This window comes from Lachnoanaerobaculum sp. ICM7 (assembly GCF_000287675.1).
GTDB lineage: Bacteria > Bacillota > Clostridia > Lachnospirales > Lachnospiraceae > Lachnoanaerobaculum.
Genome location: NZ_ALJL01000001.1, coordinates 33746 through 46070, shown reverse-complemented (window position 1 = coordinate 46070; position 12325 = coordinate 33746). Strand labels below are relative to the sequence as shown.

Genomic DNA, 12325 nt, shown 5'->3' with positions numbered 1-12325 from the left:
ACTGTTATCCAACCTTTTTTAAAGGTTGTTGTTAGCACTATATCATCTCGAGTGCCAACTGTCAATGTAAATATATGGTTAGATTGTATTCAATCTAACCATATATCAATCTTTATGCTACCTTTTCAAATTTTATCTCAACCTTGAAAAGATCACCGTCTATAATTATCTCAAACTTTCCGCCTTGCAGTATGGTCAAAGACTTTGCTATAGAAAGCCCAAGTCCGCTGCCTTCAGTGGTTCTTGATACATCACCTCTTACAAATCTTTCTGTAAGCTCATCAGGTCTTATATTTAACGGATTTTCGGATATATTTTTTATAACAAATGTTGCTCCCGTATTTTCCGAAATAACATCAATATAAATTCTCGAGTTCTTTGCGGCATATTTAAATGCATTATTGTAAAGGTTTTCCAAAACTCTCCAAAGATGTCTTCCGTCGGCCTTTATCATTACTCCACTTGAAGGAGTATTTGAAATAATTGAAAGCCCTTTCTCACTGAACTTTTCTTCAAACTCTCCGTTTGTTTGATTTATCATTTCAACCAGATCAATATCTCTTAGATCTACCGATATATTTCCGCTTGAAACCTTACTTGCCTCAACCAGATCCTCAGTCAGGTTCTTTAAATGCTGTGACTTTACGGAGAGTATATCCAGATACTCCTGTATTTTGGCATTTTCAGGTTTTTCTCTCTTTATAAGATCGACATAATTTATTATTGAAGTGAGCGGTGTTTTGATATCATGTGACACATTTGTTATCAAATCGGCTTTTAATCTCTCACTCTTTACCTGATCGTTTATCGCCCCCTGAAATCCCTTACTTATATTGTTGAGATCCTTTACAACACTTGCCTCTCTTCCGGCAAACTCATCCTCATTGAGTCTGTATCTTGTATCTCCGCTTGCAATCTCTTTTATAGCTTCCGCAATACTGTCAAAAGCTATAGCCGTTTTATAAATCTTATTAAATATAATAAAATTTATAACTAAAAATATAATAAAGCAGATAAATATCATCAATCTTCCAAGAAGTCTCTTTTCATTTATAGTTGTTACAAGGAATAATGTAACCGCAATAAAATCCACAAGCATCAAAACAAGAAAGTTTGATCCCCATTTTTTCTTAAAACTTCTTTTTAACATATATACGGAAAAACTTTCCTTAATCACTTTTGTGTATGAGTTTTTCCACAAAAGTCCGGCCTTATACTCTCTTACAATTGAAAATACTATCGGTAATGCAACAATATAAACAGAAGCATAATTCAGCATCTGATTTGCAAAATTCCAATGCTTTTTTTCTATATAAATATGTAATACTTTCTGCCCTATAAAATTGTTTGCGGCAAAAACTAAAACTATTCCAAAGGTCAGTAACAGTATTTTCACTTCAACCGGAATAATATCAAAAAGCTTATTTATTTTTATGCCCTTTTTACCCTCGCTGTGACCGCTGAAGATAAGAAGATAGGCCATACTTAAAGATATCAAAATAAGTCCTACAGTAGCCGCTACCAATCCTATGGAATATGCTCTCCTCTGCCTCAAATAATCCACATTTGCTAAAGCATATGCATCTGTAGCGGTATATACGGTATTCACTGCGATATATACTTTATAAGGTTTCGGCAGTTTATCTGTAAGTTTTTCCGCCTGATACGACAACTCTTTCGGTATCTCACTCAAGTTCGTGTCCACCATCATTCCCTGCGAAGACGTTATGGCGTACTTTCCGTATCCATAAACACTCTTAATATTAAGTGTTCTGTCATTTGTATATACAATATCTCCATACTCAAGTCTGTACCTGAAATTTGAAGGGGTAAGAATAAATCTTTCATAGGCATTGTAATATTTTGAAAGCAAGACAAGACTCTCTGTTATAATTGTCTTCATACTTATATATGCATCACCCGGTTCAACAAGACCTGAAGTATCCGCATATGTTCTGTAATTAACAAAATATGATGTATCTTCTATCTGATTTACCAGACTTTGATCTACAATGCTGACCTGAAAATGCTCATCTATATAAAATCCATGTCTCTTGGCATATTCTATTATTGCACCTACAGTAAAATCCACATCATTGCTTGGGCCCATATTCAGACCGAAAACATCCTTATTTATGTCAAATTTGCCGTCTGTTTCAAAGATATCCTTTAAATTCGCATACGAAAAAAGCAATGAAACATCGGAGTCAAACTGTGTTCTGAATGCAGGAGAATCATCATATTTCTCCGCATTTATCCACAGCAGACCCCTATTGAAATTTTCATTACAATAAATAATTGAAATACCTATAACAAAAACTATGAAAGCCGCTATATGTAATATGGTTACCCATACTTTCATCCTGCTTTTTGATAAAAATGTATTCTTATCCATATCAGCTTTGTTTTTCAATCTTGTATCCTACTCCCCATACAACTTTCAAATATCTTGGTTCCTTAGGATTTAACTCTATTTTTTCTCTTATATGTCTTATATGTACAGCCACTGTATTGTCTGCTCCGATAGCCTCTTCATTCCAAATCTGCTCATATATTTCATCAATTGAGAACACCTTTCCCGCATTCTTTGCAAGAAGCAAGAGTATATTGTACTCTATAGGTGTAAGCTTTATAAGTTCTCCTGCGATTGTAACTTCCTTGGTCTCATCGTCAATTTCAAGGTCACCTACAACAACCTTTTGTGACTCAGGCACAGACATATTTCCAAGTTTTTTATATCTTCTAAGTTGACTCTTTACTCTTGCAACAAGCTCAAGAGGATTAAAAGGCTTTGTAAGATAATCATCCGCACCGATATTCAGTCCTAAAATCTTATCTGCATCCTCAGATTTTGCCGAAAGCATTATAATAGGCACAGTGCTGTTCTCCCTTATCTTCATCGTAGCTCTTATTCCGTCCAGTACAGGCATCATAATATCTATTATAAGCAAATCAACTCTGTGTTTTGCCATCAATTTTACCGCTTCTTCACCATCATAGGCTGTAAGCACTTCAAAGCCCTCCCCTGAAAGATAGATTTTTATTGCATCTACTATCTCTCTGTCGTCATCACATACCAATATTAATTCCATTGTTCCACCTTTATATCTTGATTTGATTTTTATTTTGATTTAGTTTAAATTATAACTGTTTACATTATACCATTTGTTTTAATATAAAAAAATGAATATTTTCTAACAGTTTTGTAGTTTTATAATTATAAACCTAAAGTGTTAATTTTTTGTGTCTTATAAAGGAAATATATGAATAGAGATGAATTTTTTTTAAAAGAAGCCATAAAGCAGGCAAAAAAAGCCGGAGATATAGGTGATGTTCCTATAGGCTGTGTGATTGTTTTTGAAGATAAGATAATAGCAAGAGGATATAATAGAAGAAACAAGGACAAGAGTACACTCTCTCATGCTGAAATTATTGCAATAAAAAAAGCATGTAAAAAGCTTGGAGATTGGAGACTTGAGGATTGTACCATGTATATAACGCTCGAGCCCTGTCCGATGTGTGCAGGTGCAATAGTCCAGTCCAGAATAAAAAAGGTAGTTCTCGGCGCCATGAATCCGAAAGCCGGATGTGCCGGTTCCATTATAAATATTTTACAAACAGACGGCTTCAACCACAAAACGGAAGTAGAGCTTATATCCGGCCCTCTTCATAACGAATGTTCCGGTATGCTTACCTCCTTTTTTAAATCGTTAAGACAGAGCAAGTCATAAAAATGGCCGGGAGAGTCAAACTATATTGACAGTCCCGGTTTTATACTTACTCTTCCACTATCTTCGCATCTTTTATTCTTCCATATGTATTAGGGCCTTCTTCATAAGTCTCAAATACACCTTCCACAGTGACAAGAGCATCTTCTTCAGGACAGTTTTCATGTCTGTTCATTTTTTCATCAGCCCAAAGCAGTTCCAAACCCTGCGCACAACATGCCGCCGCATCCTTTATCATACAGAAATGATAATATACATCCTTATCCTTGCTGTATGAAGAATAATAGTTTCCTCTTATTTTAAAGCTCTTGCCTATATATGACTTGGGATCTATCATCATCTGATATACTGTAGCGTATACCATATCCGCACCCATAACGGTCAAATCGTAGTCTACTTCTCCATCTTTCTTTACAGATTCACTCTCTGCCTCTGTACTGTTCTCATTTGTATTACTCTCATTTGCTATTTTGCTTTCAGCAACTGTCTTTTCATTATCAGCTTTACCTGCACTGCCGCACCCGGCCAGGAAAAGGCAGGAAAGCACTATTATAAACCTCTTCGTAAGTATTTCCTCCTTTGTTTATTATGTCTATTATTATATTTTCTTCATCTAAATATGTACAGTTAAAATTTATATACTGTTTTTTTAAATAATTGTTGCTTATTTTTTATTAATTAATTATCAAACCTATTCCACTGTATAAATTCAACTAAATACTTTGTTTTTTATGTATTCTTACAATGTTTTTGTTGACCTAAATTTTTTTTAGTTTGCTATTGATTTGCTTTGTTAAAGGTGCTATATTATAGATACCTAAAAAAATTTTAGGTATTCAAATAATAAAGGAATGGCAATAGTGAATTTTATGAAAAGAGATGATTTGACTTTAGAATCTTTAGTAATGATTGCTCATGGTATCGCCAGACATTTCGGCAATGACTGTGAAGTCTGTATTCATGATTTACAAGCTGACGATCTGGAACACACTATTTGCTATATCATCAATGGTCATGTAACAGGAAGAAAAATCGGTGACGGTGCTTCAAAGATAGTTCTCGGAACTCTTGAAGCCTTAAAAAAAGGAGAAAACGTAAGTGATCACCTCGGATATAAGACTCATACCACCGACGGCAGGATATTAAAATCTTCCTCCGTATTCTTAAAGGATGAAACCGGTAAATACAGATTTATTCTTGGTATAAACCATGATATGACAAATTTCATAAATGCTCAGGCAACACTCTCAAGTATAGTTGAGAATTTTGAAGCTGCCGAAGAAGACGTTTATGGACAAATCCCACTTAGTGTAAATGATTTGCTTGAAAATCTGATAGAACAAAGCGTAAGGATTGTAGGAAAGACACCTGCCCTTATGACAAAGGATGAAAAGATTAAGGCTATTAAATTTTTACAGGATGCCGGTGCTTTTCTCATCACTAAGTCAGGGGACAAGATTTCTCAATTTTTTGGAATTAGTAAATTCACACTGTATAGCTACATTGAACAGGCTAAGACAGTTAATGAATAATAGCATTTTTGCTAAACAATTTAGGAGGTTTAAAATTTCATGTCACAACTAAAATGGGTCTTAAATAATATGCCCAAAACAGAGGATGCCAATCTTCCGATAATGTCTGTGGAAGAAGTAACAAAAGCGAAAGCATTCCATGAGAGCTTTCCTCAGTATACTCAAACACCATTGGCTGATTTAAAGGAAATGGCTGAATTCCTTGGATTAGGAACAGTAAAGGTAAAGGATGAGTCTTACAGATTCGGTTTGAACGCATTTAAGGTTCTTGGCGGTTCATATGCTATCGCTAAGTACATAGCTGATGAAATGAATGTAGATGTATCTGAACTACCTTATTCAGTCCTTACATCCGACGAGTTTGCAAAGAAATTCAAACCTGCTACATTCTTCTCTGCTACAGATGGTAACCATGGTCGTGGAGTAGCTTGGGCAGCAAATAAGTTGCATCAAAAATCGGTAATTATCATGCCTAAGGGTTCAACTGAGACAAGACTCAATAACATCAAGGCTGAGGGTGCTGATGCTTGGATTTCAGATGTAAACTATGATGAGTGCGTTCGTGAGGCTGCAAAGCTTGCTGCCGGTGTTGAGCACGGTGTTGTGGTTCAGGATACAGCTTGGGAAGGCTATGAGAAGATTCCTGCATGGATCATGCAAGGATACGGTACTATGGCGCTTGAGGCTGATGCTCAGTTTGCCGAGAGACCTACTCATGTATTTGTTCAGGCAGGTGTAGGTTCACTTGCAGGTGCAATGGTCGGTTACTTTGCTAACAAGTACAAAGAGAACCCACCTGTAATGGTAGTTGTTGAGGCTGAGGCTGCAGCTTGTCTTTACAAGGGTGCAAAGGCTGCTGACGGTGATATAAGAATAGTAGATGGAGATATGGATACAATCATGGCAGGTCTTGCTTGCGGTGAGCCGAATATCACATCTTGGGACATATTAAAGAATCATGTGACATGCTTTATAGCTGCTGAGGATATCGTGGCTGCAAGAGGTATGCGTATGCTTAACGCTCCTTTAAAGGGAGATACTCAGGTTCTTTCAGGTGAGTCGGGAGCCGCTCCGTTCGGTGCACTCGCTACTATCATGATGGATGATGAGTACAAGGAGCTTAGAGAGAAACTAAACTTAACCAAGGATTCTAAGGTATTACTCTTCTCAACTGAGGGTGACACTGATCCACAGCGTTGGAGAAATATTATCTGGGAAGCTAAGGAAAGATAAGATAGTTATATATTGAAGGAGGAACAATACAATGGGTAAATTATCAAGTGAAGAGTTAGAGAAGATCAAAGCTTTAGCTGAAGGCTACAAGGCTGATATGACAGCTTTCCTTCGTGCTATAGTTGCCAATCCGGGCGAGTCATCTGACGAGGCTGCTCACGTTGCTACAATTAAGGCTGAGATGGAGAAGGTAGGCTTTGATGAAGTTAAGGTTGATCCACAGGGAAATGTTATGGGATTCATGGGATCAGGTAAGACTCTTATCGCTTTTGACGGACATATTGATACAGTAGGTATCGGAAACATCGACAACTGGAACTTCGATCCTTATGAGGGATTCGAGGATGATGAAGAGATCGGCGGTCGTGGTGTTTCAGATCAGCTTGGTGGAACAGTTTCTGCAGTATATGCTGCAAAGATTATGAAGGATCTCGGTCTTCTTAACGATAAGTATCGTGTAATGGTTGTAGGTACAGTTCAGGAAGAGGACTGTGACGGTCTTTGCTGGGAGTACATCTACCATGAGGATAAGATCAGACCTGAGTTCGTTGTATCTTCAGAGCCTACAGACGGCGGTCTTTACAGAGGACAAAGAGGACGTATGGAGATCAGAATCGATGTTAAGGGTGTTTCTTGCCACGGTTCCGCTCCTGACAGAGGTGACAATGCTCTCTACAAGATGGCTGATATCTTAAGAGACGTTCGTGCACTTAACAACAACGGTGATGCAGAGTCTACAGACATCAGAGGTCTTGTAAAGATGCTTAACCCTAAGTACAATGATCAGTGGAAAGAAGCAAGATTCCTTGGTAGAGGAACTGTTACAGCTTCACAGATCTTCTATACATCTCCTTCTCGTTGTGCAGTTGCTGACTCTTGTGCAGTATCTCTTGACAGAAGAATGACTGTAGGTGAGACTTGGGAGTCATGTCTTGAGGAGATCAGACAGCTTCCTGCAGTTAAGAAGTACGGTGATGATGTAGTTGTAAGCATGTACAACTATGACAGACCTTCATTTACAGGTGTTGTATATCCTATCGAGTGCTACTTCCCTACTTGGGTACTTCCTGAGGATCACAAAGTTTGTACAAGTGCTGTTGCAGCTTACAAGGATCTCTTCGGTGATAAGAGAATCGGTAATGCCAAGACTACACCTGAGCGTGAGGTAAGACCGCTTCTTGACAAGTGGACATTCTCTACAAACGGTGTTTCTATCATGGGTAGAAACGGTATCCCTGTAATCGGATTCGGTCCGGGTGCAGAGGCACAGGCTCATGCTCCAAACGAGATTACATGGAAGAAAGACCTTGTAACTTGTGCGGCATTCTATGCAGCTCTTCCTGCTTACTACTGTGACTAATTAAAATAATATTTATGTTTAACGTTCCGGGCTTTTGCCCGGAGGGTTAAACTTGTGTACAAACGATTAATATATAAACTTTAAGCGCAAAGCGCTTTAAAAATAAGGAGTAATAAAAAATGTCAAATTTCAAGAGTTTAGTTGAAAAGTTAAAGAACCTCAAAACACAGGATATGTTCATGAACGACTTCTTCCTTACATGGGAAAAGACAGATGATGAGCTTAATGCTGTATGGACAGTTGCTGATGCACTTCGTGACCTCAGACAGAGAAACATCTCTACAAAGGTTTTCGATTCAGGACTTGGAATATCACTCTTCCGTGATAACTCAACAAGAACAAGATTCTCTTTCGCTTCAGCTTGTAACCTTTTAGGTCTTGAGGTTCAGGATCTTGATGAAGGTAAGTCACAGATCGCTCACGGTGAGACAGTTCGTGAGACAGCTAACATGATCTCATTCATGGCTGACGTTATCGGTATCAGAGATGATATGTACATCGGTAAGGGTAATGCATATATGCACGAAGTTGCAGATTCTGTTGAGGCAGGATACAAGGACGGCGTTCTTGAGCAGAGACCTACTCTTGTAAACCTTCAGTGCGATATCGATCACCCTACACAGTGTATGGCTGATGCTCTTCATGTAATCCATGAGTTCGGCGGTCTTGAGAACCTTAAGGGTAAGAAGATTGCTATGAGCTGGGCTTACTCACCATCTTACGGTAAGCCTCTTTCAGTTCCACAGGGTGTTATCGGTCTTTTCACAAGACTTGGTATGGATGTTGTTTTAGCTCATCCGGAAGGTTATGAGGTAATGCCTGAGGTTGCTGAGGTTGCTAAGAAGCAGGCAGCTGAGTGCGGCGGTAAGTTCACTATCACAAACGATATGAAGGAAGCATTCAAGGATGCAGATATCGTTTATCCTAAGTCATGGGCACCATTTGCTGCAATGGAGAAGAGAACAAATCTTTATGCAGAGGGTGATTCAGAAGGAATCAAGGCTTTAGAGAAGGAGCTTTTAGCTCAGAATGCTAACCACAAGGATTGGGCATGTACAGAAGAGATGATGAAGCTTACAAAGGACGGTAAGGCTCTTTATCTTCACTGCTTACCAGCTGATATCACAGGCGTTTCTTGCAAGGAAGGCGAGGTTGACGGTTCAGTATTTGACAGATACAGAGATCCGCTTTACAAAGAAGCAAGCTTCAAGCCATATGTTATTGCTGCTATGATCTTACTTGAGAAGTTCAAAGATCCTGCTAAGGTTTTAGAGCAGCTTGAGGCACGTGGACAGGACAGAATCTTTTCAGAAAAATAAAGAGGCCAGTGAGTCTTAGTAAATAAGGTGGTAGATAATCTATCGCCTATACAAAAGGGGGGCGGCTATGTATGGCTGCCCCTTTGTCTTTATAAACTATATCCTAACATTAAGGGGAAATTTATATGAAATTCAAAAGCAAGATTGTTATAGCTCTTGGTGGTAATGCCCTAGGTAATAATTTAAAAGAGCAGATGGTAGCTGTGAAAACTACTGCTAAGGCTATCGTAGATTTAATCGAAGATGGCCATGAGGTTCTTATCGTTCACGGAAACGGTCCACAGGTTGGTGTAATAAACAATGCCATGACAGAGTATGCACATAATACCGACTCTGATTCAACACCACTTTCAGTGTGTGTGGCAATGAGCCAGGCTTATATCGGATATGATATACAGAACGCTCTTCGTGAGGAATTCTTAAACAGAAATCTTGAAGTTCCTCCGATAGCTACAGTTGTTACTCAGATCAGAGTAGATGAGAATGATAAAGCATTTGAAAATCCTACAAAGCCTATCGGAAAGTTCATGGGCAAGGATGAAGCTCTTGAAGCTGCAGGAAACAGAGGCTGGATTGTAAAAGAGGATGCCGGAAGAGGTTACAGAAGAGTTGTTGCTTCTCCTGCTCCACAGGAAATTATTGAGTTGTCCGCTATTAAGTCAATGGCTGACAACGGACAGGTTGTAATCTGCTGCGGTGGTGGCGGAATCCCTGTAGTATCAAACGGAAAGCATCTCTCAGGTGCTCCTGCAGTAATCGATAAGGATGCGGCTGCCGCTCTTCTTGCAAAGAATGTAGGTGCAGATACACTTATCATCCTTACCGCTGTTGAAAAGGTTGCCATCGGATATGGCACAGAAAATGAAAAATGGTTAGATAAGCTCAGCACAGCTGAAGCTTTAAAGTATGCTGATGACGGAGAATTCGCTCCGGGATCAATGCTTCCAAAAGTACTTGCCGCAGTGGATTTCGCTGCTTCAGGTGAAAACAAAACTGCAATGATAACATTGCTTGAAAAAGCCAAAGATGCTATTAACGGTAAGACAGGTACAAGAATTGTAGATTGATCAGGGAGGTATTAATATGAGTAATTCAGCAAATGCAGGCCAGAAGCAGTATGCTTCTATATTTGAAATGGACGGTTTCCCAAAGTTTTCAGATGCTCTTCCACTTGCACTTCAGCACGTTGTGGCAATGATTGTAGGATGTATCACACCTGCTATTATCGTAGCAAATGTTGCAAAGCTTTCAGATCCTGACAGAGTACTTATGGTTCAGGCAGCTTTAGTAGTTGCCGCATTATCTACACTTTTACAGCTGTTTGGTATAGGTACAAAGACATTTAGAATCGGTGCAAAACTTCCTGTTATCATGGGAATAAGCTTTGCATACGTTCCTACTATGCAGGATATTGCAGGAACTTCAGGTGTAGCTTCTATACTTGGTGCCCAGATAGTCGGCGGTGTTGTTGCAATACTGGTAGGTCTCTTTGTTAAGAAAATTCAGAAGCTTTTCCCACCTCTTGTAACAGGTACTGTAGTATTTACTATAGGTCTTTCACTTTACTCTGTTGCTGTAAACTATATGGCAGGCGGTATCGGAAAGGATGACTACGGTTCTGTAAAGAACTGGGCGGTGGCTATTTTTACACTTATTATTGTTATAGTACTTAACAACTTTGCTACAGGTATCTTAAAACTTGCTTCAATATTGGTGGCAATGATTTGCGGTTATATTCTTGCATTGGTGCTTGGTATGGTCAACTTCTCATCAGTAGCAAGTGCAGGTGTATTCTCACTGCCTCAGATATTTCACTTCGGTGTAAAGTTTGACACGGGAGCTTGTATAGCAATCGGACTTTTATTTGCTATAAACTCTATTCAGGCTATCGGAGATTTATCAGCCACAACAAGCGGTTCTATGGACAGACTTCCTACAGGTGATGAGCTTAGAAGCGGTATCATAGGATACGGTATCTCAAATATACTCGGTGCCGCACTTGGTGGACTTCCTACAGCTACATTCTCACAGAACGTGGGTATTGTAACAACAACAAAGGTTATAAACAGAGCGGTTCTCGGACTTGCAGGTATTATAATCCTTATAGCGGGACTTATACCTAAGTTCTCAGCACTCCTTACAACTATTCCGTTATGTGTACTCGGTGGTGCTACAATATCAGTATTTGCTTCAATAGCAATGACAGGTATCAAGCTTATCTTCACAGAGAAGATGGACTTTAGAAACACATCTATTGTCGGACTTTCAGTAGCTCTCGGTGTAGGTATTTCACAGGCACAGGGTTCACTTGCCGCATTCCCACAAATATTTACTACTATCTTCGGAAAGAGCCCTGTAGTTGTTGCAACTATCATGGCTGTACTATTGAATGTAGTCCTTCCAAAAGATAAAACAGATCTTAAAAAATAAATTATAAATCTAAAAAGGAGTTATCCGAAAATATATAACTTCAAAATAGGGAGTGTGAGACTCGTTTTAGTCTCACACTCCCTAAATTTTATTTTACCATCCCTCTACCAATCAATACTACCACGATTCAAGTTATCATTTCTTTCTTTATTCTAACTTTATTGACTTTATTATTTCAAGAGCTGCTCTTTTCCACTCATCCATATCATTATACTTACAGTTAAATGCTCCCTGAATAATATATTTATCTATGCTGACTAGATATATTATGTTATAAGCAGCTTCATCAATTCCATAGCTTTTAAATTGTATTAAACTTATACTGTTCCTTGCAACACTTTCAATTGTTTTATCTTCAAAAAAGACATATGCCGGATTCATGTTTTTTATCATTGTTTTTAACATGTTTATGGCATAACTCATATTCCTTTCGCCAGATGAAGTCACTAATAAATTAAATGAGAAATTTATGCTCCCATCAAGATTTGTATATATAACATCAGGCTTTTTCTCAGATATGTACTTAGTGTCTACAAGTTCAGGTAACATAATTACAAATTCATTCGGCATCATTACAGACAACTTTTCTTCAAACAACAGTTCTTTATGAAATAATGTAAGTGAGTTTTGTATATATAGCCCCTCTTCTATACTTCCGTATTCATCACGTCTTTTTATGTGCTTTGCACTTATTACCTCTTCATCAAAGTATTCCATGCCTAT

General features: G+C 38.4%; 11 protein-coding genes. 7 read left to right on the top strand and 4 right to left on the bottom strand.

The genetic code is table 11. The features are described from left to right. Positions 1-112 precede the first annotated feature (112 nt). Entirely contained in the window at positions 113-2395 is a 2283-nt protein-coding gene (locus HMPREF1140_RS00220; protein ID WP_035619571.1) for a sensor histidine kinase, read from the bottom strand. A 1-nt stretch (position 2396) separates the two neighbouring features. Next, positions 2397-3092 carry a response regulator transcription factor gene (locus tag HMPREF1140_RS00215; protein ID WP_007595650.1) on the bottom strand — a complete coding sequence of 232 codons (696 nt, stop codon included), beginning with the start codon at positions 3090-3092 and terminating at the stop codon, positions 2397-2399. A 171-nt stretch (positions 3093-3263) separates the two neighbouring features. Here HMPREF1140_RS00215 and tadA point away from each other — a divergent pair, with 171 nt between their 5' ends. Beyond that, a complete protein-coding gene (gene tadA / locus HMPREF1140_RS00210) occupies positions 3264-3731 on the top strand; it encodes a tRNA adenosine(34) deaminase TadA (RefSeq protein ID WP_009661969.1) in 468 nt (155 codons plus the stop codon). A gap of 46 nt (positions 3732-3777) precedes the next feature. On the opposite strand, the gene HMPREF1140_RS00205 is transcribed toward tadA, so the two are convergent. Continuing rightward, positions 3778-4275: a hypothetical protein gene (locus HMPREF1140_RS00205; protein WP_009661932.1), complete on the bottom strand. Its 498-nt coding sequence runs from the start codon at positions 4273-4275 to the stop codon at positions 3778-3780. Positions 4276-4597: 322 nt separating this feature from the next. On the opposite strand from HMPREF1140_RS00205, the gene HMPREF1140_RS00200 reads away from it, so the two are divergent. From HMPREF1140_RS00200 to HMPREF1140_RS00175, 6 genes are all read left to right on the top strand, one after another. After that, positions 4598-5260 (top strand): helix-turn-helix transcriptional regulator, encoded by a 663-nt coding sequence (locus HMPREF1140_RS00200; RefSeq protein ID WP_009661929.1) that lies wholly within the window; start codon positions 4598-4600, stop codon positions 5258-5260. 39 nt (positions 5261-5299) lie between these two features. Continuing rightward, a complete protein-coding gene (dpaL, locus tag HMPREF1140_RS00195; protein WP_007595645.1) occupies positions 5300-6493 on the top strand; it encodes a diaminopropionate ammonia-lyase in 1194 nt (397 codons plus the stop codon). 31 nt (positions 6494-6524) lie between these two features. Further along, positions 6525-7853 (top strand): YgeY family selenium metabolism-linked hydrolase, encoded by a 1329-nt coding sequence (locus HMPREF1140_RS00190; RefSeq protein ID WP_009661896.1) that lies wholly within the window; start codon positions 6525-6527, stop codon positions 7851-7853. Between the two features lie 119 nt (positions 7854-7972). Further along, positions 7973-9172, top strand: a complete 1200-nt coding sequence (gene ygeW, locus HMPREF1140_RS00185; protein WP_009661963.1) for a knotted carbamoyltransferase YgeW — start codon at positions 7973-7975, stop codon at positions 9170-9172. 125 nt (positions 9173-9297) lie between these two features. After that, complete coding sequence (gene arcC / locus HMPREF1140_RS00180) at positions 9298-10239, top strand: carbamate kinase (protein WP_009661894.1); 942 nt, start codon at positions 9298-9300, stop codon at positions 10237-10239. Positions 10240-10255: 16 nt separating this feature from the next. Further along, positions 10256-11602 (top strand): uracil-xanthine permease family protein, encoded by a 1347-nt coding sequence (locus tag HMPREF1140_RS00175; RefSeq protein ID WP_009661967.1) that lies wholly within the window; start codon positions 10256-10258, stop codon positions 11600-11602. 147 nt (positions 11603-11749) lie between these two features. On the opposite strand, the gene HMPREF1140_RS00170 is transcribed toward HMPREF1140_RS00175, so the two are convergent. After that, a complete protein-coding gene (locus HMPREF1140_RS00170; RefSeq protein ID WP_009661954.1) occupies positions 11750-12319 on the bottom strand; it encodes a hypothetical protein in 570 nt (189 codons plus the stop codon). Positions 12320-12325 lie beyond the last annotated feature (6 nt).

Excerpts from the sequence above, each read along its gene's own strand:
- HMPREF1140_RS00220 (WP_035619571.1), bottom strand. The coding sequence starts at position 2,395 with ATGGATAAGAATACATTTTTATCAAAAAGCAGGATGAAAGTATGGGTA.
- HMPREF1140_RS00215 (WP_007595650.1), bottom strand. The coding sequence starts at position 3,092 with ATGGAATTAATATTGGTATGTGATGACGACAGAGAGATAGTAGATGCA.
- tadA (WP_009661969.1), top strand. The coding sequence starts at position 3,264 with ATGAATAGAGATGAATTTTTTTTAAAAGAAGCCATAAAGCAGGCAAAA.
- HMPREF1140_RS00200 (WP_009661929.1), top strand. The coding sequence starts at position 4,598 with ATGAAAAGAGATGATTTGACTTTAGAATCTTTAGTAATGATTGCTCAT.
- dpaL (WP_007595645.1), top strand. The coding sequence starts at position 5,300 with ATGTCACAACTAAAATGGGTCTTAAATAATATGCCCAAAACAGAGGAT.
- HMPREF1140_RS00190 (WP_009661896.1), top strand. The coding sequence starts at position 6,525 with ATGGGTAAATTATCAAGTGAAGAGTTAGAGAAGATCAAAGCTTTAGCT.
- ygeW (WP_009661963.1), top strand. The coding sequence starts at position 7,973 with ATGTCAAATTTCAAGAGTTTAGTTGAAAAGTTAAAGAACCTCAAAACA.
- arcC (WP_009661894.1), top strand. The coding sequence starts at position 9,298 with ATGAAATTCAAAAGCAAGATTGTTATAGCTCTTGGTGGTAATGCCCTA.
- HMPREF1140_RS00175 (WP_009661967.1), top strand. The coding sequence starts at position 10,256 with ATGAGTAATTCAGCAAATGCAGGCCAGAAGCAGTATGCTTCTATATTT.
- HMPREF1140_RS00170 (WP_009661954.1), bottom strand. The coding sequence starts at position 12,319 with ATGGAATACTTTGATGAAGAGGTAATAAGTGCAAAGCACATAAAAAGA.